This window comes from Pseudophaeobacter sp. C1-32P7 (assembly GCF_041008775.1).
Taxonomy (GTDB): Bacteria; Pseudomonadota; Alphaproteobacteria; order Rhodobacterales; family Rhodobacteraceae; genus Phycobacter; species Phycobacter gallaeciensis_A.
The window spans coordinates 342,416-364,904 of record NZ_JAXGFR010000001.1 but is presented as its reverse complement, the minus strand read 5'-3'; the positions used below and the strand labels follow the sequence as shown (position 1 = coordinate 364,904).

Annotated in this window: 19 protein-coding genes and 2 riboswitches; of the genes, 11 read left to right on the top strand and 8 right to left on the bottom strand. The window is 61.9% G+C overall.

Going from position 1 to position 22,489, the window contains the following annotated elements:
• Positions 1 to 18: 18 nt before the first annotated feature.
• Positions 19 to 1,248 carry a urate hydroxylase PuuD gene (locus tag SM763_RS01700; RefSeq protein ID WP_274833802.1) on the bottom strand — a complete coding sequence of 410 codons (1,230 nt, stop codon included), beginning with the start codon at positions 1,246 to 1,248 and terminating at the stop codon, positions 19 to 21.
• A 139-nt stretch (positions 1,249 to 1,387) separates the two neighbouring features.
• On the opposite strand from SM763_RS01700, the gene SM763_RS01695 reads away from it, so the two are divergent.
• Entirely contained in the window at positions 1,388 to 2,323 is a 936-nt protein-coding gene (locus SM763_RS01695) for a LysR family transcriptional regulator (protein WP_368997231.1), read from the top strand.
• A 12-nt stretch (positions 2,324 to 2,335) separates the two neighbouring features.
• On the opposite strand, the gene uraH is transcribed toward SM763_RS01695, so the two are convergent.
• Positions 2,336 to 2,692, bottom strand: a complete 357-nt coding sequence (uraH, locus tag SM763_RS01690; protein ID WP_368997230.1) for a hydroxyisourate hydrolase — start codon at positions 2,690 to 2,692, stop codon at positions 2,336 to 2,338.
• Between the two features lie 182 nt (positions 2,693 to 2,874).
• On the opposite strand from uraH, the gene puuE reads away from it, so the two are divergent.
• The 3 genes from puuE (at position 2,875) to SM763_RS01675 (ending at position 6,290) form a co-directional block, all read left to right on the top strand.
• Positions 2,875 to 4,290, top strand: a complete 1,416-nt coding sequence (puuE, locus tag SM763_RS01685; protein WP_368997228.1) for an allantoinase PuuE — start codon at positions 2,875 to 2,877, stop codon at positions 4,288 to 4,290.
• Positions 4,287 to 4,775, top strand: a complete 489-nt coding sequence (locus SM763_RS01680; protein WP_368946741.1) for an ureidoglycolate lyase — start codon at positions 4,287 to 4,289, stop codon at positions 4,773 to 4,775. The genes puuE and SM763_RS01680 overlap by 4 nt, the downstream gene beginning before the upstream one ends.
• Positions 4,776 to 4,862: 87 nt before the next feature.
• The gene (locus SM763_RS01675) at positions 4,863 to 6,290 is read left to right on the top strand and encodes a uracil-xanthine permease family protein (RefSeq protein ID WP_274833812.1); all 1,428 of its coding nucleotides are present in this window, start codon (positions 4,863 to 4,865) and stop codon (positions 6,288 to 6,290) included.
• Between the two features lie 273 nt (positions 6,291 to 6,563).
• Here SM763_RS01675 and SM763_RS01670 read toward each other — a convergent pair whose 3' ends face one another.
• From SM763_RS01670 to SM763_RS01655, 4 genes are all read right to left on the bottom strand, one after another.
• On the bottom strand, positions 6,564 to 7,550 hold the full coding sequence (locus SM763_RS01670) for a type I glyceraldehyde-3-phosphate dehydrogenase (protein ID WP_368997226.1): 987 nt from the start codon (positions 7,548 to 7,550) through the stop codon (positions 6,564 to 6,566).
• 121 nt (positions 7,551 to 7,671) lie between these two features.
• Positions 7,672 to 8,064, bottom strand: a complete 393-nt coding sequence (locus SM763_RS01665; protein ID WP_274827877.1) for a hypothetical protein — start codon at positions 8,062 to 8,064, stop codon at positions 7,672 to 7,674.
• 95 nt (positions 8,065 to 8,159) lie between these two features.
• Entirely contained in the window at positions 8,160 to 8,990 is an 831-nt protein-coding gene (locus tag SM763_RS01660) for a bifunctional allantoicase/(S)-ureidoglycine aminohydrolase (protein ID WP_368997225.1), read from the bottom strand.
• 199 nt (positions 8,991 to 9,189) lie between these two features.
• Positions 9,190 to 9,966: an IclR family transcriptional regulator gene (locus tag SM763_RS01655; RefSeq protein WP_368997223.1), complete on the bottom strand. Its 777-nt coding sequence runs from the start codon at positions 9,964 to 9,966 to the stop codon at positions 9,190 to 9,192.
• A 179-nt stretch (positions 9,967 to 10,145) separates the two neighbouring features.
• Here SM763_RS01655 and SM763_RS01650 point away from each other — a divergent pair, with 179 nt between their 5' ends.
• The 7 genes from SM763_RS01650 to SM763_RS01620 all read left to right on the top strand — a co-directional run bounded on the left by SM763_RS01650 (position 10,146) and on the right by SM763_RS01620 (position 20,992).
• On the top strand, positions 10,146 to 11,462 hold the full coding sequence (locus SM763_RS01650; protein ID WP_368997221.1) for a Rieske 2Fe-2S domain-containing protein: 1,317 nt from the start codon (positions 10,146 to 10,148) through the stop codon (positions 11,460 to 11,462).
• Between the two features lie 78 nt (positions 11,463 to 11,540).
• Positions 11,541 to 12,995: a glutamine synthetase family protein gene (locus tag SM763_RS01645; protein WP_368997219.1), complete on the top strand. Its 1,455-nt coding sequence runs from the start codon at positions 11,541 to 11,543 to the stop codon at positions 12,993 to 12,995.
• An 82-nt stretch (positions 12,996 to 13,077) separates the two neighbouring features.
• Positions 13,078 to 13,185: riboswitch (glycine riboswitch) on the top strand.
• A gap of 3 nt (positions 13,186 to 13,188) precedes the next feature.
• Positions 13,189 to 13,257, top strand: a riboswitch (glycine riboswitch).
• Between the two features lie 99 nt (positions 13,258 to 13,356).
• Positions 13,357 to 14,496, top strand: coding sequence for a glycine cleavage system aminomethyltransferase GcvT (gene gcvT, locus SM763_RS01640; RefSeq protein WP_368997217.1), 1,140 nt, complete (start codon positions 13,357 to 13,359; stop codon positions 14,494 to 14,496).
• 40 nt (positions 14,497 to 14,536) lie between these two features.
• Complete coding sequence (gcvH, locus tag SM763_RS01635; RefSeq protein WP_065273332.1) at positions 14,537 to 14,896, top strand: glycine cleavage system protein GcvH; 360 nt, start codon at positions 14,537 to 14,539, stop codon at positions 14,894 to 14,896.
• 110 nt (positions 14,897 to 15,006) lie between these two features.
• Positions 15,007 to 17,856: an aminomethyl-transferring glycine dehydrogenase gene (gcvP, locus tag SM763_RS01630; protein ID WP_274827883.1), complete on the top strand. Its 2,850-nt coding sequence runs from the start codon at positions 15,007 to 15,009 to the stop codon at positions 17,854 to 17,856.
• A 426-nt stretch (positions 17,857 to 18,282) separates the two neighbouring features.
• Positions 18,283 to 18,957, top strand: coding sequence for a type 2 periplasmic-binding domain-containing protein (locus SM763_RS01625; RefSeq protein ID WP_490363254.1), 675 nt, complete (start codon positions 18,283 to 18,285; stop codon positions 18,955 to 18,957).
• A gap of 256 nt (positions 18,958 to 19,213) precedes the next feature.
• Complete coding sequence (locus tag SM763_RS01620; RefSeq protein ID WP_368997213.1) at positions 19,214 to 20,992, top strand: methyl-accepting chemotaxis protein; 1,779 nt, start codon at positions 19,214 to 19,216, stop codon at positions 20,990 to 20,992.
• 71 nt (positions 20,993 to 21,063) lie between these two features.
• On the opposite strand, the gene SM763_RS01615 is transcribed toward SM763_RS01620, so the two are convergent.
• Entirely contained in the window at positions 21,064 to 22,074 is a 1,011-nt protein-coding gene (locus SM763_RS01615) for a hypothetical protein (protein ID WP_368997212.1), read from the bottom strand.
• A gap of 124 nt (positions 22,075 to 22,198) precedes the next feature.
• A complete protein-coding gene (locus tag SM763_RS01610) occupies positions 22,199 to 22,390 on the bottom strand; it encodes a YgaP family membrane protein (RefSeq protein ID WP_065273337.1) in 192 nt (63 codons plus the stop codon).
• Positions 22,391 to 22,489: the final 99 nt, after the last annotated feature.

The following is a 22,489-nucleotide window of genomic DNA, read 5'->3' as shown; positions in this document are numbered from 1 at the left end:
GCCATCAGAAGGCGCGGATCACATCTGCGCGGCGCGGAACCAGCGGCGGATCGCGGCACGGTCTTCGGGTTCCATATAGGTGATATTGGCCGGGGGCATGGCATGGGTGACGCCTGCCTGCAGGTAGATTTCGCGGGCGCGGCGGGCCACGTCGCGCTCGGTTTCCAGAACCACGCCCTTGGGCGCTGTGCGGATGCCGTCCCAGAAAGGTTCGCGCGCGTGGCACATGCTACAGCGGCCCATGACGATCTCATGCACCTCTTCGAACCCTGCGGCCTCTGCCATCACCAGGGCGGTGCCTTGCAGTGCGGCCTCTTCCTCAGTATCGCCTTCGTGCTCCAGCCCGGCAGTGGACAGAATGATCACCCCGAGGAACAGCAGGAACGTGGCCAGCCAGGTCCAGGTCGGGTTGCCTGCATTGGCGTGGCGGGTGTTGAAATAATGCCGGATCGTCACCCCCATCAAGAATACCAGCGCCGCGATCAGCCAGTTGTATTCACTGGCAAAGGCCAGCGGATAGTGGTTCGACAGCATCAGGAAGATGACCGGCAGGGTCAGGTAGTTGTTATGGGTCGAGCGCAGCTTGGCGATCTTGCCGTATTTGGCATCGGGGGTGCGCCCTTCCTGCAGGTCCTTCACCACGATGCGCTGGTTCGGCATGATGATGAAAAAGACATTCGCGGTCATGATGGTGGCGGTAAAGGCCCCCAGATGTAGCATCATGGCGCGACCGGTGAAGACCTGGTTGAGCCCCCAACCCATGGCCACCAGCAGCACGAACAGCAGTACCATCAGCAGGGTAGGGCGCTCGGCCAGACCGGATTTGCACAGGCGGTCGTAAACGAGCCAGCCAATCGACAAGGTGGCGGCAGAGATCGCGATGCCCTGCCACAGGGACAGATCCGCCTTGGACTGGTCGATGAGATACAGCTCACCCCCGGCCCAGTAGACCACCATCAGCAGCGCAAAGCCGGAGAGCCAGGTGGAATAGCTTTCCCATTTGAACCAGATCAGATGCTCCGGCATCTCGGCCGGGGCCACCAGGTATTTGCGGATATGGTAGAAGCCGCCGCCGTGGACCTGCCATTCCTCGCCATGGGCGCCGGGGGGCAGATCCGCGGCCTTGCGCAGGCCCAGGTCCAGCGCGATGAAATAGAAGGACGAGCCGATCCAGGCGATCGCGGTGATCACATGCAGCCAGCGGATGGCAAAGCCCAGCCAATCCCACATCATCACGAGTTCATACATGCGCAAACGCCCCTATTGTCTTTGCTTTCTGGTCTCAGTCCGGTCTCTGGTCCTTACCCTAGGCAAGGGGGACATTCTTCGGTATTGCAGATAAAATCCAAGCTGTATCAAAAATTCTGGAATAATATCGGCCCCGTCCATGTCTTACCTCGACAATATCCGCACTTTTGTGCGTGTCTATGAACTTGGCTCCATGTCGGCGGCAGGGCGGGATCTGCGGATCTCTCCGGCTGTTACTTCGGCACGGATTTCCCAGCTTGAGGATTATCTGGGCGTTCGTCTGTTCCAGCGCACCACTCGCAACCTGACCGCGACCGAGCAGGGGCAGGTGTTCTATAGCGGCGCGGTCACGGTTCTGGATGCGGTGGATCAGGCTGAGGCGAAGGTGATGCATCTGACCGATGCGCCGCGCGGCACGCTGTTCGTAGCGGCGCCTCTGGGACTGGGGCGGCGATTGGTTGCGCCTGCGGTGCCGGAATTCCTGGCGAGCTATCCTGAAATCAACCTGCGCCTGCGACTATCGGACCGGGCGGTGGATCTGACCACCGAAGGGCTGGATTTGGCGTTTTTTCTGGGGCAACCTGAAGACAGCACCCTGCGGATCCGCAAGATCGCCGATTGCCGCCGGGTTCTGGTTGCGGCGCCGGAGTATATTGCTCGCTGTGGCATGCCAAAGGACGGCGCGGCACTGATCCGAGAGGGGCACAATTGTCTCAACCTGCGTTATCCCGGTGCCAGCGAGTTCCAGTGGAGGCTGCAAACTCCGGAGGGGCCGCAGCGTTTTGCCGTTTCCGGGCGCTATGAATGCGATGATGGCGATGTGCTGACCGATTGGGCTCTGGCTGGTGAGGGGATCGCCCTCAAACCCGTGTTCGAGGTGGCGCCGCATCTGGAGGCCGGGCGGCTGGTGCCGGTTGCAACCGCGACGCCGCCGGTGCCGGTGCAGATGGCCTGTCTTTACACCCACCGGCGCCATCAGGATCCGAAAACCCGGCTGTTCATGGATTTCATGACCGAGCGGATGGCGCGGGCGATGCGCCAGACCGAAACAGGCGCCGAGGATCCCGGCGCCTGACCGATGCGGCGTTCAGCTGCCACGGTAGGTGGAATAACCATAGGGCGATAGTAGCAGCGGCACGTGGTAGTGGGCCTCTGGATCGCTGATGCCAAACTGGATCGGCACGATGTCGAGGAACAGTGGCTCCTCTGCGGTCTGACCGGTGGCGCGCAGATAGCCGCCTGCGTCGAACTCCAACTCGTAAGTGCCGGTCGCAAACTTCCCCTGTGGCAGGATCGGGCTGTCGGTGCGTCCATCCGCGTTGGTCTGCATCTGCGCCAGCTCGGTCCGGGTGCCACCTTCGACACGATAAAGCGTGATCGACAGCCCCTCGGCCGGGCAGCCGCGGGCGGTATCCAGAACATGGGTGGTAAGGTATCCGGTCATTGGCAGTTCCTTCGCTATGTCTGTTCTTCCTGCACCAAGCGCGAGAGTTGAGCAAATGGCGCCGGATTGACAGTGTTTTCGGGAAATTTTGATAAAAGGGCCAGGTCTTCTGCCATTATAGAGGTTATGCTTGCGGTTGCCTGCCAAAGTGGCGGGCGACATCAACAAAGAGACAGCAGACCATGAACAGATATCCGCGCAATATGATCGGCTATGGCGCCACCCCTCCGGATGCAGCCTGGCCGGGCGGTGCGAAGGTCGCGGTGCAATTCGTGCTTAACTACGAAGAGGGCGGCGAGAATTGCGTGCTGCACGGGGATGCCGGGTCTGAAGCCTTTCTGTCGGATATCGCCGGGGCCGCGCCCTGGCCGGGGCAGCGGCACTGGAACATGGAGTCGATCTACGAATACGGCGCCCGCGCCGGGTTCTGGCGGCTGCACCGGATGTTCACCGGGGCGAGTATCCCGGTCACCATCTATGGCGTCGCCTCTGCGCTGGCGCGCTCCCCGGAGCAGGTGGCCGCGATGAAGTCCGCTGGGTGGGAGATCGCCAGCCATGGGCTGAAATGGGTCGAGCACAAGGACATGCCCGAGGCGGAGGAACGCGCAGCGATCGCTGAGGCGGTGCGCCTTCATACCGAGGTGGTCGGAACCCGCCCGCGCGGCTGGTACACCGGGCGGTGCAGCGCCAATACTGTGCGGCTGGTCGCAGAGGAAGGCGGGTTCGACTATATCTCGGATACCTATGACGACGATCTGCCCTATTGGCTCGAGGTGGGCGATCGGGACCAGCTGATCATTCCCTACACACTGGAAGCCAACGACATGCGCTTTGCCACCGCGCCGGGCTACATCACGGGCGAGCAGTTCTTTCAGTATCTGAAGGACGCCTTTGACGTGCTCTATGCCGAAGGAGAGGCCGGAGCGCCCAAGATGATGTCGGTGGGTCTGCATTGCCGTCTGATCGGCAGACCGGGCAAGGCCGCAGGGCTGAAGAGGTTCCTTGATTATATCCAAGGGTTTGAGGGCGTCTGGTGTCCGCGCCGGGCCGATATCGCCGATCACTGGGCAGAGACCCACCCGCACAAGCGCTACACGCGTCCGAGCCAGATGGAGCGGGAAAGCTTTGTTGCGGCCTATGGCGGCATCTTCGAACATTCCCCCTGGATCGCCGAACGCGCCTTTGATCTGGAGCTGGGACCGGCGCATGACACGGCACTGGGGCTGCACAATGCGCTGTGCCGGATGTTCCGCTCCGCCAGCGAGGCTGAGCGTTTGGGCGTGCTGACCGCCCATCCGGATCTGGCCGGAAAGCTGGCCGCGGCGAAACGCCTGACTGCAGAAAGCACTTCAGAGCAGGCCAGCGCCGGGCTGGACGCGTTGACTGACGCTGAGCGGGAGAGCTTCACGCAGCTCAACACTGCTTATGTGGAAAAACACGGTTTCCCCTTCATCATCGCCGTGCGCGATCACGACAAGGCATCGATCCTGGCGGCCTTTGAACGGCGGATCGAAAACGACCGGGATACCGAATTTGCCGAGGCCTGCCGACAGGTTGAACGGATTGCCGAATTTCGCCTGAAGGATCTCCTGCCATGAGTGAGATCATCGAGATCACGCCGATCAGCGCCGAAGCCTTTGCACCGTTCGGGGATCTGATCGACATTTCCGGCGCGCCCGACAAGATCATCAATCAGGGCCTGTGCGGGCGTTATCACGACCGGGCAAAGATGGATTTTGCGGACGGGCGCGCGGGCCTCAGCCTGTTCAACGCCGAGCCCCGCAGCCTGCCGATGCGGCTGGAAATGGTGGAGCGCCACCCGGAGGGAAGCCAGGCCTTTATCCCCATGGGGGGGCAGGGTTTCCTTGTGGTTGTTGCCCAAGATTTGGGCGATGCGCCGGGCAGGCCGCTGGCTTTTGAGACAGAGCCGGGTCAGGCCATCAATTTCCACCGTGGCACTTGGCACGGCGTGTTGACGCCGCTGTGCGAACCCGGCCTCTTTGCCGTGGTGGACCGGATCGGTCCCGGCGCAAATCTGCAGGAACACTGGTTCGATACCGCATATGAGGTGAGGCGCCCCTGACGGGCGCCTCGTCTGTTTTCAAGCCCACCCGAAAAGAGGTGGCACCAACAAAAATACCAACAGATCCAACAGAAGAGGGAAATGAAAATGGCAGATGGTTCCATCGGAACGGCAGCAGAGCTGCGCGATCCGAATTACACGCCACCGCTGACCCAGGCGATACCGCTGGGGATCCAGCATGTGCTTGCGATGTTCGTGTCCAATGTGACGCCAGCGATCATCGTCGCCGGGGCGGCGGGGTTCGGGTTTGGTTCGAACTCGCCCGACTTTCCCGAGCTGTTGTACATGATCCAGATGTCGATGCTGTTTGCCGGGGTGGCGACGCTGCTGCAGACGATCACCCTCGGCCCGGTTGGCGCCGCGCTTCCGATCGTGCAGGGCACCAGCTTTGCCTTTCTGCCGATCATGATCCCGCTGGTCGCGGGCAAGGGCGTCGATGCGCTGGGCGCGCTTTATGGCGGTGTCCTGATCGGCGGCCTGTTTCATGCGTTGCTCGGGACCGTGATCGGCAAGATCCGTTTTGCCCTGCCGCCGCTGGTGACCGGGCTGGTGGTGACGATGATTGGTCTGGCGCTGGTCAAGGTCGGCATCCAGTACGCGGCAGGCGGCGTGCCTGCCATCGGCAAGCCGGAATACGGCTCGCTCTTGAACTGGTCGGCCGCGTTGATCGTGATCTTTGCCACCTTGGGGCTGAAATTCTTTGCCCGTGGCATGCTGTCGGTTTCGGCGGTGCTTCTGGGGCTGATCGTGGGCTATATCTACGCGCTGATGGTCGGCATGGTGAGCTTTGAGGCCATCGGAACCAGCTGGTCGCGCGCGTCGGCCTTTGCCTTGCCGGTGCCGTTCAAATACGGGTTCGAGTTCTCCTTCGCCGCGATCCTGGGTTTCTGCCTGATGGCCTTTGTCTCGGCTGTTGAGACCGTGGGTGATGTCAGCGGCATCACTCAGGGTGGCGCCGGGCGCGAGGCCACCGACAAAGAGATCGCCGGAGCGACCTATGCCGATGGTCTGGGCACGGCGGTTGCGGGGATCTTTGGCGGGCTGCCGAATACATCTTTCAGCCAGAACGTCGGCCTTATCGCCATGACCGGCGTGATGAGCCGCCATGTGGTGACCTGCGGCGCGATCTTTCTGATCATTTGCGGCCTGGTGCCCAAGGTCGGCGCCATTATCCGCACCATTCCGATCGAGGTGCTGGGGGGCGGCGTCATCGTCATGTTCGGCATGGTGGTCGCAGCGGGTATTTCGATGCTGTCCGATGTGGACTGGAACCGGCGTAACATGGTGATCTTTGCAATCTCCCTGTCGGTGGGGCTGGGGCTGCAGCTGGAACCCGGTGCGGTTCAGTATCTGCCCGATACGCTGCGGATCCTGATGACCAGCGGTCTACTGCCTGCGGCGGTAATCGCCATCGTGCTGAACCTGGTGCTGCCCATGGAACTGCCCGGCAGCGCCACCGAGGAAGTCTCGGGCGGCATGTCGGGGCATGGTCAGGGCAGCCTCGGGCACGACTGAGCCAGCTTTACGGGACTGGCGGGTTTCTCCCGCCCGTCCTGCGATCATCCTGTGATGATCTGGTCCCGTTGGGCCGGGCGCCGCGCTGCCGCGCGGCGCTTTTCTTTTTGCTGAGAGGTGCCTAAAGGGCAGGTCTGCCTTCAGGCACCTGCGCCATTCTATTGGACTGGTTTCGGCCTCAAGGGGAGCCCGCGCCAAGGCGCGGCAGCTGCGCTGCCCTTGACCCCGAACCCAGACCTTGGGAGCGGGGCCAAGATCGGGCCGGGGATGAGGTCAGCTTTGCGCCATCAGCCGGGCCACATCCAGCATGCGCGCGGAAAAGCCCCACTCGTTGTCATACCAGCCGAACAGACGGATCTGTCTGTCGCCGCACATCCGGGTTTCCGGCGCTGCGATCACCAGTGATTCCGGCCGGGCCCGCAGATCCGAGGAAACCAGGGGCAGATCGGTCCAGCCCAGCACCGGAGAGCCTTCGACGGCTTTCTTCAGCGCGCTGAGGGCGTCAGTTTCGCTGAACGGGGTTTCAAGGCTAGCCACCAGATCGACGGCGGAAACACTGGCGGCAGGCACCCTGACGGCAGCGCCGCTGATCCGGCCCTTCAGCTGCGGCAGGACCTCGTCGATCAGGTGAGTGGCCGAGCTGGTGGTCGGAACCATCGACATTGCCGCCGCACGAGAACGGGCGAAATCGCCGCGGGGCGCATCTACCAGCGGCTGCGAATTGGTGTAGCAGTGGATCGTGGTCATATGGGCTGAAGCAATGCCCGCGAGCTCATCCAGCAGGCGTACCAGCGGCGCCAGGGCATTGGTGGTGCAGGAGGCGTTGGAGACGATGCGGGCGTCTGTCAGCCTATCCTCGTTGGCGCCCAGAACCACGGTGCGTTCGGCGGCGGGGGAGGGGCCGGAGATCAGCACCTTGCGCGCGCCGGCCTGCAGGCCGCGTTGCGCCACGTCGGAGGTTCGGGCGATGCCGGTGCATTCGAGAACCACATCGACACCGGACAGATCGACCTCAGTCAGGTCCGCTGCATGGCTGACCGGGATAGTGCGCCCCATCACGTGCAGGCTGGCTTCTCCTGTCTCCACCGGCGCGGGGAAGGGGCCGAATGTGCTGTCGTATTGGAACAGGTAGGCGCAGATATCGAGCGGTGCGATATCGTTGATCCGGGCGATCTGGATGCTTTCGGATCCGGGCAGTGTCAGGATCTGGCGCAGGATGGTGCGGCCAATGCGGCCAAATCCGTTGATGGCAATTTTCATGAATTGTTCTCCGGCCCCGGAAATGGAGCGGCGCAGCCGGTCCGGATTGGGGCGATGAATATCTGAATGGGAGGGCAAAAGGGAGCGAGTGGCAGGCGCCGTGCGGCGTCGCGGTACGCGGTTACCGCGACCGGCAGACCAGATCGGCGTAGTAGACGCCGGAGATCGTGCGCAGCATGCTGTCGCGGCGGACGGTGCAACCGGTGGCGGCCTTGTAGGCGCGGGCAGCCTGACGGGCGCTGATCATTGCAGGCGGGCGGAAGGCTTCCAGCTTGCGGTTCAGCCGCTCGGCCCGGTAGCGACCGGTGCCATCGCCGACAGGGCTGACGATCCAGGTGCGGCCCAGAATTGTAACCTGACTTCCCTGCACCTTCTCCCCGGCCGCGGCGGGTGTGGGGGGCAGCGTCAGCATACCCGCGCCGAGCGTCGCGCAAAGCGCCAGAGTGGGAACCGTTGTGCGGCGGCTGAAAACAAGGCGGGCAAGGGTGCGGGCCGGGGCAAAAGCAAAAGTCATCGGACTGCTCCTGAAGGCAAAGACGTACTCGCAGCCTAGCGTCGCGGCTGCGGTTTGCAATGGGGCGTCCGAGGAAAAGCCGCCGACCCGGCCGTTCAGCGAAGGGGCGTGAGCGGCATATGGCGGTTCACATCCTTGTAAAGCAGGTAGCGGAACCGGCCCGGTCCACCCGCATAGCAGGCCTGTGGGCAGAAAGCGCGGAGCCACATGAAATCACCGGCTTCCACCTCGACCCAGTCCTGATTGAGCCGGTAGACAGCCTTGCCTTCCAGCACATAAAGTCCGTGCTCCATCACATGGGTTTCGGCAAAAGGAATGGTGCCGCCGGGTTCAAAGGTAACGATGGTCACATGCATGTCATGGGAGAGGTCTTCGGGATCCATGAAGCGCGTGGTGCCCCAGCGCCCCTCGGTTCCAGGCATCATATGGGGTGACAGATCCTTTTCATTGACGGTGAAAAAGGCGGGCGCGGTCAGGCCCGGTGCGGACTGCCACTGTTTGCGGATCCAGTGGAAGGTGGCGGTGTCTGCGGCGGGATTGCGCAGCGACCAGTCGCTGCCCGGGGGCACATAGGCAAACCCGCCTTCCTCCAGCACATGCGCGGTGCCGTCGATGCTGAGCTCGACCTGGCCAGCGGTAACAAACAGGCTGCCCTGCGCAGCCGGATCGGTTTCCGGGGTGTCAGAGCCGCCGCCCGGTTGCAGCTCGACGATATATTGAGAGAAGGTTTCGGCAAACCCGCTGAGCGGGCGCGCGATCACCCACATGCGCATGCCCTGCCAGCCCGGCAGGACCGAGGTGACGATGTCCCGCATGGTGCCCTTGGGAATGACCGCATAGGCGTCGGTGAACATGGCCCGGTCTGTCAGCAGCTGGTCCTGCCCGGGGTGCCCGCCTGTTGGGGTGAAATAGCTGCGCTCTGTCATGGTGCCGCCGTCCTTTGTGAGGCTCTGATGGGGCGCGGACCGTCCCGCCTGGCATTGTTTGGGCAGGCGGTTACCGCGCGTCAGGAGCGACTATGAGCCGATGCGCGCGCGGGTCCAAGGTGCGGCGTGGTAAAAACATTGTTCAATAATTTTTGAATATGCCCCGGAGTCGGCGCCCCGGGGTGCGAGCGGGCAACGATCAGAGGCAGTCCACGGCTTTGGACTGGCGCAGATCAGCGGCGCAGAGTTGTAATCCTTGCAGCAGATCGCCAGTGTCGGCCTCGGGGTTGTTTCCGCGCGGGACGGAGGCGCCAACCACGATTGGAGTTTGTCCCGGAACGGAGACGGGCACCGCAAGGCCAAGGATGCCTGGTTCGAATTCGCTGTCGGTCAGGCACCAGCCCTGACGACGGGCGAGGTCGACCTGATTGGTGATGTCTTCGGGGTGGGTCAGGGACTGCTCCGTATGGCGCGGTTTATCCGCGCGCGCGACGGCTTCGCCCGCCTCCTCGGGCGGTAGGCAGGCCAGAAGCATCCGTCCGAGACTGGTGTGCAGCAGCGGGATATGCGCCCCCGCAGTAAAGCCGTAGGTGACCGGTCCTTGATCGACGGTGGATTGTGCCAACAGCAGAACCCGGTCCTGATCCAGAATGCACAGGGTAATGCCGACCTCCAGCTTGCGGGCATGCTGGTTCAGCACCGGCTGAACCCGGTGGCCGAACTGGTTGGCCTGCAGGAAACCGCCCGCGAGCGCCAGAACCCGCGGCGTCAACGATAGCATGCGGCCGTCCTGCCGCAGATACCCGGCTTGCACCAGTGTCAGGGCCCCCCGGCGCGCAGTTGCCCGCTCCTGTCCGCTGCGGCGCGCGATTTCGGCTAGGGTGAGGCTGGGTGTTTCGGCGTCAAAGGTCGCCATGACGGCCAGACCCTTGGCAAAGCTGGATGAAATGTTCCGGTCCTGAGGAGGTTTGTTCATTCGAAGTCCCAAAGAAGCCGCTCGCCATAAGGGGAACAGGTCTTGACACCGATCCTCAGGCTGCGCAGTAATTGTGCGTATCAACATATATTGGTGCGTATTTCGAACTTCGTCAAGTCACTCGTTGCAGCCTGTTACCTTCGGTTCGAATTATTGCAGACAGGAATAAGGATCCCGCCATGATCAGCCAGGAACTCAACGACAGTCTGACACGCGTCGGAAAGGGGAGCGATGCCGGAGAGGTGCTGCGCCGCTATTGGCAGCCTGCGGCGCTCTCGGATGAATTGCAGCAGGGGCGCCCGGTGGTGCCGGTGCGTCTGCTGGGCGAGGATCTGGTGCTGTTCCGCGATACCGAAGGCAAGCTCGGCCTCATCGGGCGGCACTGTCCGCACCGGGGCGCAGACATGTGCTATGGGCGGCTTGAGGATAACGGTCTGCGCTGCCCCTTCCATGGCTGGCATTTCAACCGTTCTGGGCAATGCGTCGAGCAGCCGGGTGAGCCGGAAGGCAGCCGGATGCACGAGAAGATCCAGACCGCGTCTTACCCGGTGGTCGAAAAGAACGGTATCGTCTGGGCCTATATGGGGCCGGGAGAGCCGCCGGAATTCCCCAACTTTGACTGTTTCCGGGCACCCGATACGCATGTCTTTGCCTTCAAGGGCCTGTGGGAGTGCAACTGGCTGCAGGCACTGGAAGTGGGGATCGACCCGGCGCATGCCTCTTTCCTGCACCGCTTCCTGCAGGATGAAGATCCCGCCGACAGCTATGGCAAGCAGTTCCGCGATAAGGCGGGCAACACCGAAATCCCGATGACCAAGCTGCTGCGCGACTATCCGCGCCCGGAAATTCAGGTGGAAGAGGCCGATCACGGGCTGAAAATCACCGCCCTGCGCCACATGGAGGATGGCCGCAGCCACGTGCGGGTCACCAACCAGATCTTCCCCGAGGCGATCTGCATTCCGATGAGCCGGGAAATGACCATCACCCAGTGGCACGTGCCGATCGATGACGAGAATTGTTATTGGTATTCGATGTTCACCAGCTTCGACAAACCGGTGAACAAGGAGCTGATGCGCGAACAGCGCCTCAAGGAACACGTGCTGCCCAGCTATGCGCCGAAAAAGAACAAGCGCAACGAATACGGCTATAACCCGGCCGAGCAGGAAAGCGAGACCTATACGGGCATGGGGCTCGACATCAACGTGCACGATCAATGGGCAGTTGAAAGCATGGGCGCCATTCAGGACCGCACGCAGGAGCATCTGGGCAAGTCGGATGTGGCCATCATCCGCTACCGTCGTATGCTGCGGGCAGCGATTGCGGCCGTCAAGGAGGGCCGCGAAGCGGATCTTCCGATGGCGGGCGGACTGGACCTTGGCAGCATTTTCGGGCCTATTTCCAATGACTCAATCGCCCAGGACGGCGATTGGCAAAAGGCGGCGGAAGAGGCAGACGATGCGCGCCGCGGCCAGTGCTCCTGGGATGCGAGCGTCTGAACCGTCCCGGAAGCAACGCAACACCACAGCCAGCACCGGCCCCGGTAGGGTCGGATGCATAGCGATGAAAGAGGCGAGATGGCCGAAGATATTTCCACAGGCAAGCTGGCCCGTCTTGGCCTCTTGTCCGATGCATGCCGCGCTGGGGCGGCGGATCTGCTGCAAAGGGTCAGGTCAGAGGGTATAGAAACCGTCCGGGTTCTGTTTGCCGATCAGCACGGCATCCTGCGTGGCAAAACCATCGTGGCCGACGCCTTTGATAGCCTGTTCTCTGCGGGGCTCAATGTGCCTTCGACTTTGCTGTTGAAAGATACCTCGCATCGCACCGCCTTTCCCGTCTGGAGCGAGGCAGATGACAGTCCTGCCAGCCTGATGCAGGGGGCGAGTGATGTGCTGCTGGTGCCGCGTCCGGAGACTTTCCGCGTACTGCCGTGGTCGCCGCATTCGGCCTGGATCCTCTGCACGCCGGTGATGCGCGATGGCAGCCCGGTTCCCTTTGCCTCGCAAGCCGTGCTGCAGACGGCGGTGGATCGGCTGGCCGTGCAGGGCATGGCTGCAACATTGGGGCTGGAGGTGGAATTTCAGGTCTTTGAGCGGACCAGCGATGCCCGCGAACACGGTCAGTCGGGCATGCCTGGCGCGCCGGTTGAGACCCGCAATCTGGCGCAGGGGTACCAGTATCTGACCGAAACCCGTTATGGCGAAATGGAAAGCGTGCTGGATCTCATCCGCCGCAACGCGCAGGGGCTGGGGCTGAAGGTGCGCTCGGTCGAGATTGAAATGGGGCCAAGCCAGGTCGAGCTGACCTTTGCCCCTGCCGATCCGGTGACGCAGGCGGACGCCATGGTGATGTTCCGTACCATGGTCAAGGAAGTATGTGCCCGCGAAGGATTGCACGCTAGCTTCATGGCCAAGCCGCGGCTGGAGAACGCGATGGCCAACGGCTGGCACGTGCATCAGTCGCTGCAGGATATCGCCACAGGCCGCAACCTGTTCATGCCGCAGGCGGATGGCAGCCTTAGCGCCGAGGCGTCGGGCTGGATCGCCGGGCTGCTGACCCATGCGGAGGCTTCGTCGCTGATGATCGCACCGACGGTCAACAGCTACAAACGCTATATGCCGTTCCAGCTGGCGCCGAACCGGATCCAGTGGGGCGCCGACAACCGCGGCGCCATGCTGCGCGGGCTGATGGCGCCCGGCGATCCCGCGAGCCGGATCGAAAACCGCGCGCCGGACAGTTCGGCAAACCCCTATTACGCCTTTGCCGCACAGCTGATCGCGGGCGGCGCTGGAATTGCGGCGGGGCTCAAGGCGCCGTTGCCCACAACCTCTCCCTATGGTGAGGGGGCGCAGGAATTTCCGAAATCGCTGGGCGAGGCACTGGCGGCATTCGAGGCAGGGAGCGATCTGTTCAGCGGCGTTCTGGGGGAGGGCTTCACCGGGTATCTGTCCCATCTCAAACGCTTCGAATGGGATCGTTACCTGAACACCATCAGCGAATGGGAACAGGCCGAATATTTCAACCTGTTCTGAAATCGGCATCAAACTTCCTTGAAAGCGACAGTATTGCTGCCGTTTGCGTCTTGAACGGCGGGCGGCGCGCTGTTAGTTTCGGGGCGCGCAGACGGGAGAACCGCAGCGGAGCGGAATCACCTCGCTCCAACCGGTGCCGAAGGAGCAACCGCCCCGGAAACTCTCAGGCCACAGGGACCGCCTGCGCAGTAAACTCTGGAGAGACCCCGGCGTAGGTATCGGGGCGCCGAAGGGATAGCGATCTCAGGCGCAAGGGACAGAGGGGGCATCGAAGTGTGCAGGCGAAATCTGCGCAGAACTTGGATGCCGGACCCATTCGAGCAGATGGATCGGACCGGCCGTGACAACGGGACGGACACGCATGTCTGATGAAACCACGTCTGATTTGAAAAAGACGCCTTTGTTTGCCCTGCATGAAGAGCTGGGTGGCAAGATGGTGCCTTTTGCCGGGTATCTGATGCCGGTGCAGTATCCCATGGGCATCATGGGCGAGCACAAGCACACCCGCGCCAAGGCGGGCCTTTTTGATGTCAGCCACATGGGGCAGGTGATCCTGACCGGGGAGAGCTATGCGGCGGTGGCCGAGGCATTCGAAACGCTGGTACCGATGGACGTGCTGGGCCTCAAGGAAGGGCGCCAGCGCTATGGTCTGTTCACCAACGATCAGGGCGGCATCGAGGACGATCTGATGTTCGCCAATCGCGGTGATCACCTGTTCGTGGTCGTGAATGCTGCCTGTAAAGAGGCCGATATCGCCCGCATGAAGGCGGCGCTGGAACCGGCCGTGACTGTTACCCCCATTACTGACCGCGCGCTGCTGGCGCTGCAGGGTCCTGCGGCCGAGGCGGTTCTTTCGGCGATTGCGCCTGCCGCCGCGGACATGAAATTCATGGATGTGGCCACGCTGGATGCAGATGGGGTCGAAATCTGGGTCTCCCGCTCGGGCTACACGGGCGAGGATGGCTATGAGATCTCCGTACCTGCAGACCAGGCCGAAGCGTTTGCCCGCCGCCTGCTGGCGCACGCTGATGTAGAGCCGATTGGCCTTGGCGCACGGGACTCCCTGCGCCTTGAAGGCGGTCTGTGCCTTTACGGCCATGACATTGACGCAGAGACCCGCCCGGCGGCGGCCTCGCTCACTTGGGCCATCCAGAAGGTGCGTCGCCCGGGCGGCGACCGCGAAGGTGGTTTTCCGGGCGCGGCGCATGTCTTTGCCGAGATGGCAGAGGGGCCGACTGTGCGCCGTGTGGGCCTGAAACCCGAAGGCCGCGCGCCGATGCGCGAAGGTGTGGAGCTGTTTGCCGAACCCGAGGGCGGCGCGCCCATCGGCAAGATCACCTCTGGCGGCTTTGGTCCCACCGAGGGCGGCCCGGTGGCGATGGGATATGTCCCTGCGGACATGGCCACGCCCGGCACCCGTATCTATGGCGAGCTGCGCGGCAAACGCGCCCCCGTCACCGTTGCAACGCTGCCTTTCGTGGCGGCCAACTTCAAGCGCTGAAACAGAAAAACAGGCGCGTTTGTTCAAAGGGAAAGTGGACATGAAATATACCGAAGAACACGAGTGGCTGCAGGCCGAAGGCGAGATCATCACCGTGGGCATCACCGCCCATGCGGCTGAACAGTTGGGCGATGTGGTGTTCGTCGAACTGCCCGAGGTCGGCAGCGAAGTGACCAAGGACGAAGAGATCGTGGTGATCGAATCCGTCAAGGCCGCCTCGGACATCCTGTCGCCGCTGGACGGCGAGATAGTCGAGATCAACGAAGCCATCGCGGATGAGCCGGGCAAGGTCAACGAAGACCCCGAAGGCGAAGCCTGGTTCTTCAAGATCAAACCGTCCGATCTGTCTCCGATGGACGATTACATGGACGAAGCCGGTTACAAGGCGTTCATCGGCTGATTTCTCATTCCCCGCCGCCAGATCCGGGGGCGGGGAACCACTGCGCTGTGCGAACGGGCCTGCCCGAATGATAGGGTTGTGCCTGAAACATGAACCTGAAGGGGTGCCTCATGTCTTTTGAACCGACGGACTACCTGCCGTATGACTTTGCCAACCGCCGCCACATCGGCCCGTCTCCCGAGGAGATGGACGAGATGCTGCGCGTCGTGGGCGCCGACAGTCTGGATGCGCTGATCGACGACACCGTTCCGGCGTCGATTCGGCAAAAGGCTGCGCTGGATTTTGGTCGCCCGCTGTCCGAGCGCGAGCTGCTGTTCCACATGCGCGAAGTCGCACAAAAGAACAAGGTGATGACCTCGCTGATCGGGCAGGGCTATCATGGCACGGTGACCCCGCCCGCGATCCAGCGCAACATTCTGGAAAACCCGGCCTGGTACACGGCCTACACCCCCTATCAGCCGGAAATCTCGCAGGGTCGGCTTGAGGCGCTGTTGAATTTCCAGACGATGATTTCCGATCTGACCGGTCTGGAAATTGCGAATGCCTCGCTTCTGGATGAAGCCACCGCCGCCGCCGAAGCGATGACCATGGCGCAGCGGGTTGCCAAATCCAAGGCCAAGGCGTTTTTCGTCGACCGCGACTGCCACCCGCAGAACATCGCCGTGATCAAGACCCGCGCCGAACCGCTTGGGATCGAGGTGATCGTCGGCAATCCGGAGAAGATGGACCCCGAGCAGGTGTTTGGCGCCATCTTCCAGTATCCCGGCACCTATGGTCACGTGACCGATTTCACCCCCCATATCGAAAAGCTGCACGCGCACAAGGCAATTGCCGTGGTCACTGCCGACCCGCTGGCGCTGACGCTGCTGAAAGAGCCCGGTGCCATGGGCGCCGATATCGCTGTCGGCTCGACCCAGCGGTTTGGCGTGCCGATGGGGGCAGGCGGGCCGCACGCGGCCTATATGGCGACCAAGGACGCCTACAAGCGCGCGATGCCGGGCCGGATCGTCGGCGTCTCGGTCGATGCCCATGGCAACAAGGCATACCGCCTGTCGCTGCAGACCCGCGAACAGCACATCCGCCGCGAAAAGGCGACCTCGAACGTTTGTACCGCGCAGGCGCTGCTGGCTGTGATGGCCTCGATGTATGGCGTCTTCCATGGTCCCAAGGGGCTGAAGGCGATTGCGCAGCGTATCCACCGCAAGACCGTACGTCTGGCCAAAGGGCTGGAAGAGGCGAACTTCAAGGTCGATCCCAAGGTGTTCTTTGACACCATCACCGTCGATGTGGGCCCGTTGCAGGCGGCAGTCCTGAAATCCGCGGTCGACGAAGGTATCAACCTGCGCCGCGTTGGTGAGACCCGGGTTGGCATCACGCTGGATGAAACCACCCGTCCGGAAACCATCGAAGCCGTCTGGCGCGCCTTTGGGATTGTCCGCAAGGATGACGATTTCACCCCGGAATACCGGGTGCCAGAGAACCTGCATCGGACCTCGGACTACCTGACCCATCCGATCTTCCACATGAACCGGGCTGAGACTGAGATGATGCGCTACATGCGTCGTCTTGCGGATCGCGATCTGGCGCTGGACCGGGCGATGATCCCGCTGGGTTCCTGCACCATGAAGCTGAATGCTGCAGCCGAAATGATGCCGCTCAGCTGGCCCGAGTTCGCCCATATCCACCCCTTTGCCCCGGCTGATCAGACCGAAGGCTATGGCGAGATGGTGACGGATCTGTCCGACAAACTGTGTCAGATCACCGGTTATGACGCGATTTCGATGCAGCCGAACTCCGGGGCGCAGGGCGAATACGCCGGTCTTCTGACCATTGCAGCCTACCACCGGGCGCGCGGCGAAGGGCACCGCAACATCTGCCTGATCCCCGTCTCCGCGCATGGCACCAACCCGGCCTCGGCGCAGATGGTCGGATGGAAGGTCGTGGTGGTGAAATCGGCCGAGAATGGCGATATCGACCTCGACGATTTCCGGGCCAAGGCTGAAAAGCACCGCGACAACCTTGCGGGCTGCATGATTACCTATCCCTCGACCCATGGCGTGTTCGAGGAAACCGTGCATGAAGTCTGCAAGATCACCCATGATCTGGGCGGTCAGGTCTATATCGACGGCGCCAATATGAACGCCATGGTCGGCCTGTCCCGTCCCGGTGATCTGGGCGGCGATGTCAGCCACCTGAACCTGCACAAGACCTTTGCCATCCCGCATGGCGGCGGCGGCCCCGGCATGGGACCGATCGGTGTGAAATCGCACCTGGTCTCGCACCTTCCGGGCCATCCCGAAACCGGCGGCGAAGAAGGTCCGGTGTCGGGTGCGCCTTTCGGGTCGGCCTCGATCTTGACCATCAGCTGGGCCTATTGCCTGATGATGGGGGGCGCCGGTCTGACCCAGGCAACCCGGGTTGCGATCCTCAACGCCAACTACATCGCCAAGCGGCTCGAAGGGGCTTATGACGTCCTGTATAAGGGACCCTCGGGCCGCGTCGCGCATGAGTGCATCCTGGACACGCGTCCCTATGCGGACAGTGCTCATGTCACCGTGGACGATGTTGCCAAACGTCTGATGGACAGCGGTTTTCACGCCCCGACCATGAGCTGGCCGGTGGCAGGTACCCTGATGGTGGAGCCGACGGAATCCGAAACCAAAGCCGAACTGGACCGGTTCTGTGAGGCCATGCTGTCGATCCGCGAAGAGATCCGCGACATCGAGGAAGGCCGTATCGACGGGGAGAACAACCCGCTGAAACACGCGCCGCACACGATGGAGGATCTGGTCAAGGATTGGGACCGTCCCTACAGCCGCGAACAGGGCTGCTTCCCGCCGGGCGCCTTCCGCGTCGACAAATACTGGCCACCGGTCAACCGGGTCGACAACGTCTATGGTGACCGCCATCTGATCTGCACCTGCCCGCCGCTGGAGGACTACGCCGAAGCGGCAGAGTAAGGCGCGGTCTTAATTGAAGAAGGACAGCGGGCCCCATTTGGGGCCCGTTTTCTATTGGCGGATTGCCTTCGGCGGCCGGCTATCTCTGTTTGCGCAGGAATGCGTTAATCCGCCAAAGAGACGTAAGTGTTCAAAGTGCGGCTTGTTTCGGAAATATTATTTCGTAACGCTTTCGAGGCGCTTCCACATTGATGCACATTTTATGTGCAGGTCAATTTTTCGCGAAGTTATGACCTTTTTTGCAACCTACAGGCGCGTGAGTGATAAGCACCCGTTAAGACGAATCGACTTCTTTGGCTTGGTACTCAATACCAGGAGCGAAGTATGAAGTTCGGAATTGCAGCATGTGTGTCTGCGTCTCTTCTCGTCTTTTCTAATCCCGCAGTAGCGGCCGAAATTACAGTCATGGCCGGTGATCTGCCTCCTATGATCAATCAGGATGGCACCGGGCGCGAGGCTGAGATTATCTCGGCGGTTCTGGGGCACTGCGGCCACAGCGCTGTTTTCAAGGTGCAGCCTTTTACCCGTCACTGGCAGTCCTTCGAAAAAGGGTCTGGTGATGCGGTGGCCACCGTGCCGCTGGGCATGCCCACAGCCGGGACTCAAACCAAGACCTACATCAACTATCAGAATGGTGTTTCGTTCCTGACCTCTTCAGAGCAGCAGGCCGATGCGCTGTCGGATCTGGATGGCTGGAACATCGTGGCCTTTGAGGGCGCGAGCAACATCATTCCCGGTCTGGATGGGGCAACCGCAGGCTTCAAATCCTATCGCGAGATGGCTGACCAGAAGACCCAGAGCAAGCTGCTCTATGGCAAGCGGGTCGATGGCATTCTGGGCGATGGTATGCTCTTCGCCGAGTTCAGCCGTCAACTGCAAGAAGCTGGTTCTGCCGCTGGTGTCGACGCCAGCCAGCCGCTTGAATTCCGTGCCATCTTTGAACCCAGCCCCTATGTCATGAGCTTCCGGGATCCGGCGATTGCCGCTGATTTCGACCGCTGCTTTGGTGAGCTGGAAGCAGATGGAACCATCCAGGAGATCAACACCCGGTGGACCGACAAATACCGGGACGCGCTGGAAGACAACTACATGTCCTTCTGATCCGCAGCGGGGGCAGGCGTGTTGGTCTAACCCGGCCCGCGCCTACCACCCTGTGCGATCTGCCTTCGCGGGGGGAACGACCCCTTTGCGTGTGGCAGGCGCATAACCTCTCCTTCGGGAAAACGGGGCGCCATGCGTGGCGCCTCCAAAAAGAATTTTTGAACCCGGAACCCTGCTTGCCGGGGGTGTACGCAGCTCTGCATGCAGCCTGGCCTCAAGATCACTGACACGTTCGTCACCAAACCGGAGCACCATAATGAAACGCCAGCTTTCACGTTTCTTGGGCATGTCCATCAAGAAGAAACTGCTGCTGCCCATCCTCGCCTGCATTGTTGTATCGAACATTGCTTACACCGTCTTCTGGGCGTCCAAGCACAGCAGCGCCTTGATTGACGCCTTCGAGGATGAGGTCGGGCTGGCGCAACGGTTTGTCGGGCCTCCGGTCGCTGCGGCGGTCTGGGATTTCAACAGTGATGCGGCGCAGGGGGCAATCCAGGGCGTGGCGGATATGGAAAACGCTCTGTTCGCGCAGGTCGTGGTCGATGGTGAGACCTTTACCGAGGTGTTCGTAAGCGAGGACCGGCGCGCGGAAGTTACCGGGGCAGTGGAAACCCTGCTGGCGGATCCGGAAGAGGAGAAGACCACCGAGGTCAATCAAGTGGTCTACGTCAAGTTTCCGATCTCCCTCACCGATGGCACCGTTGTGGGTGAAATGGTGATGGGCTTTGACAACAGCGCGATCCAGGACACCGTCTCTGCTCTCTATCTGCAGTCGGCGGTCATCGGTCTTGCGATCTGCCTTGCAATTGGCCTGATCGTCTATTTCTCCGCGGCCTCGGTCACGCGTCCGCTGGACCGGATCGTTGATCGTATCGATGCGCTGCGCAATGGTGACACCGACAGCGCGGTTCCGGAAAAGGCGCGAGGTGACGAGTTGGGGCGTCTGGCTGCTGCGGTTGTCGAATTCGTCGAGGCGATGCGCGCCAATGCCGAGCTTGAGGGGCAGTCCCGCGCTGCGGCGAAGGAGCAGGCGGATGTGGTTCAGGAGCTGGCGAACGGTCTGAACAACCTGTCCAAGGGCAACCTCGGATACCGGATCACCAAGGAAATGAGCGCCGAGTATGCCGCACTGCGCTCCGATTTTAACCAGACTGCCGAAGCATTGGATGACGTGATCGGGCGGGTGCTGAGCACGGTCGGAGATATTGAAGGTCAGATCGGCGAGATGGCGGTTGGCACGGACGAGCTGTCCCGCCGCACCGAAAATCAGGCGGCGACCCTGGAAGAAACTGCGGCTGCACTGGACAATATCACCTCCAATGTTCAATCCGCCACCGAACAGACCAAAGCGGTCGAAGGCACTATTGCCGAAACCACCAGCGAGGCGATGCGCAGCGGTGATATCGTGAAGCGGACCGTCGTGGCCATGCAGGAGATCAATGAGGCCTCGGGCAAGATTTCGGAGATCAACAGCGTGATCGACGATATCTCGTTCCAGACCAATCTGCTGGCGCTGAATGCTGGGGTTGAGGCGGCGCGCGCGGGCGAGGCCGGCCGTGGTTTTGCCGTGGTGGCCTCCGAAGTGCGGTCGCTGGCGCTGAAGTCGGCCAATTCGGCGAATGAAATCCGGGAACTAATCCAGAGCAGCTCGGAAAAGGTCAAGATCGGCGTGGAACTGGTTGATGAGGCTGGTAAATCTCTGGACGAGATCATCACCAAGATCCAGTCGGTGTCGACCCTGGCCAGCCAGATCGCGGAGTCTTCCGGTGAGCAGGCCTCGACCATCTCCGAGATCAACTCGGGCATGACCGAGCTGGACAGGGTGACGCAACAGAACGCGAGCATGGTTCTGAAATCCAGTGAGCAGGGCAAGTCGTTGCAGCAGGCCGCGACCGAGCTGGCGCAACTAGTGGCGCAGTTCAAACCCTCGTCTTCGTCTTTCGCTTCGGCTCCAACGCCCAGTGCCCATGGTGATTGGGATCTCGCGGGGCAGGGCTATGACGATGATTTTGGTCAGGAGCTCATGGCGGGCTAACTCGCTTTTCCGCGCAGGGAAATCCATTGCGCCCGGGCCGTTGGCCCGGGCGTTTTTGTGTCTTCCTGGGGTTAGCTGCAGATGTTCTGTAGGCGCACCCAGTCGCGGTCATTGAGAACCGGTTCCAGAACCCGGCCTGCCATCGGATCGGCCTCGATCAGCCCGATGGTGGTCTCTCCGGTGATATCCAGCGCATAGGCGTAAGGGGTGGAGGGGATCGCGGTGCGGGCAAATTCGGCCAGCAGCGTCTCATCCGCAACCTCGGGGCGCGGCGTGCTGAGAACCGTTTCAACATAGTGATCGAGTGTCTCGCGTTTCAGCTGTCCCGTGGTCAGAAGCCGGAAAGAGGCCAGCACACCGCCTGATGCCAGCAGTTCTGCCAGCGGGTCCTGTGCCTCGGCCCGGGCCCGTTCGGCCAAAACGGCTCCTGCTGCCACGGCAGGGTCTTCGTGATCCTCGACAAACGTCCGGTTCAAAAGAACGATACCGCCCGGCAGGTGCAGGCTGGTGGCAAGGCCAGAGCGGAACACAACAAGACGGCGCACGCCTGTGCGCAGCGCGAGTTTTTCCAGAATGGGCACCGTGTCCGCCGTGCTGCAGGCCTGACCGGTAACCCGCTCAATCCGGCCAAGCAGCGCCTGACCCAGCGCCTTGCGCTTGATATCGGGCACAACGCTGACGGCGTGGTTCTGCAGCGCGCTCGGCAGCCATAGAAATACCACCAGCGCAAGGACGACCAGACTGGCAAGGACGCTTGCCGCGCGTAGGCGCCCGGGATGCGGACGGCGCCTATCAATGGCGGCCCGCACCTTGTCGATCGCCTCGAGCATGGTGCTTTCGTCTTCTGCGATCTCCAGCGTTTCACCGGGATCGCCATCGGGATGAAAGATCGCCGGGAATTCGCCGGGGTTGGCACGTTCGACCGCCGCCAAGGACCAATGCGCCAGGGGGCGGTCGCTCATGTCGGTGATGGTCAGCGTCGCATCGCCGACCGAGATGATCACATCCCGGCGCTGCGCATCAGGGGCTGCGCGCCACAAACCCGCAGCCTCCAGCCGTTCGAAGTCCCTGAGTGCGGTCATTCAGCCTGCCCGTATCATTGCGGTTGTTCTGTTTGCCGCAGGATAGCATGCCTCACGGCAAGGCAGCAAACCGCTTTGCCGCAGATTTCACAACTCAGTGGGGCGCCTTAGCGACCGCCGTGCCTCACGCGGGTTTCAAACCCATACGGGCAAAGATCATCGCCGCCGGGCAAAAGCCGGTGAAGGCCGATTGAAACAGGTTGGCGCCGACAAAGACCGTCAGCCAGACCCAGTTGGGCGACACGAATTGCGTCAGCACCACGGACAGCAACACCATGAAACCGGCAAGCGCCATAACCGCTTTGTTGATCGTCATGTCTTATCCTTTCTGATACGCGCGCCCTGCGGCGCCTTCATATTCAAAAATAAGAATAAAAGTAAGCGAATGCAAGAGGCAACCGACGGGCAGGCCCGC

Excerpts from the sequence above, each read along its gene's own strand:
- SM763_RS01680 (WP_368946741.1), top strand. The coding sequence starts at position 4,287 with ATGAGTGAGATCATCGAGATCACGCCGATCAGCGCCGAAGCCTTTGCA.
- gcvH (WP_065273332.1), top strand. The coding sequence starts at position 14,537 with ATGAAATATACCGAAGAACACGAGTGGCTGCAGGCCGAAGGCGAGATC.
- SM763_RS01620 (WP_368997213.1), top strand. The coding sequence starts at position 19,214 with ATGAAACGCCAGCTTTCACGTTTCTTGGGCATGTCCATCAAGAAGAAA.
- uraH (WP_368997230.1), bottom strand. The coding sequence starts at position 2,692 with ATGACCGGATACCTTACCACCCATGTTCTGGATACCGCCCGCGGCTGC.
- puuE (WP_368997228.1), top strand. The coding sequence starts at position 2,875 with ATGAACAGATATCCGCGCAATATGATCGGCTATGGCGCCACCCCTCCG.
- SM763_RS01665 (WP_274827877.1), bottom strand. The coding sequence starts at position 8,064 with ATGACTTTTGCTTTTGCCCCGGCCCGCACCCTTGCCCGCCTTGTTTTC.
- SM763_RS01645 (WP_368997219.1), top strand. The coding sequence starts at position 11,541 with ATGGCCGAAGATATTTCCACAGGCAAGCTGGCCCGTCTTGGCCTCTTG.
- gcvT (WP_368997217.1), top strand. The coding sequence starts at position 13,357 with ATGTCTGATGAAACCACGTCTGATTTGAAAAAGACGCCTTTGTTTGCC.
- SM763_RS01700 (WP_274833802.1), bottom strand. The coding sequence starts at position 1,248 with ATGTATGAACTCGTGATGATGTGGGATTGGCTGGGCTTTGCCATCCGC.
- SM763_RS01675 (WP_274833812.1), top strand. The coding sequence starts at position 4,863 with ATGGCAGATGGTTCCATCGGAACGGCAGCAGAGCTGCGCGATCCGAAT.
- gcvP (WP_274827883.1), top strand. The coding sequence starts at position 15,007 with ATGTCTTTTGAACCGACGGACTACCTGCCGTATGACTTTGCCAACCGC.
- SM763_RS01650 (WP_368997221.1), top strand. The coding sequence starts at position 10,146 with ATGATCAGCCAGGAACTCAACGACAGTCTGACACGCGTCGGAAAGGGG.
- SM763_RS01610 (WP_065273337.1), bottom strand. The coding sequence starts at position 22,390 with ATGACGATCAACAAAGCGGTTATGGCGCTTGCCGGTTTCATGGTGTTG.
- SM763_RS01615 (WP_368997212.1), bottom strand. The coding sequence starts at position 22,074 with ATGACCGCACTCAGGGACTTCGAACGGCTGGAGGCTGCGGGTTTGTGG.
- SM763_RS01655 (WP_368997223.1), bottom strand. The coding sequence starts at position 9,966 with ATGAACAAACCTCCTCAGGACCGGAACATTTCATCCAGCTTTGCCAAG.
- SM763_RS01670 (WP_368997226.1), bottom strand. The coding sequence starts at position 7,550 with ATGAAAATTGCCATCAACGGATTTGGCCGCATTGGCCGCACCATCCTG.
- SM763_RS01695 (WP_368997231.1), top strand. The coding sequence starts at position 1,388 with ATGTCTTACCTCGACAATATCCGCACTTTTGTGCGTGTCTATGAACTT.
- SM763_RS01660 (WP_368997225.1), bottom strand. The coding sequence starts at position 8,990 with ATGACAGAGCGCAGCTATTTCACCCCAACAGGCGGGCACCCCGGGCAG.
- SM763_RS01625 (WP_490363254.1), top strand. The coding sequence starts at position 18,283 with ATGATCAATCAGGATGGCACCGGGCGCGAGGCTGAGATTATCTCGGCG.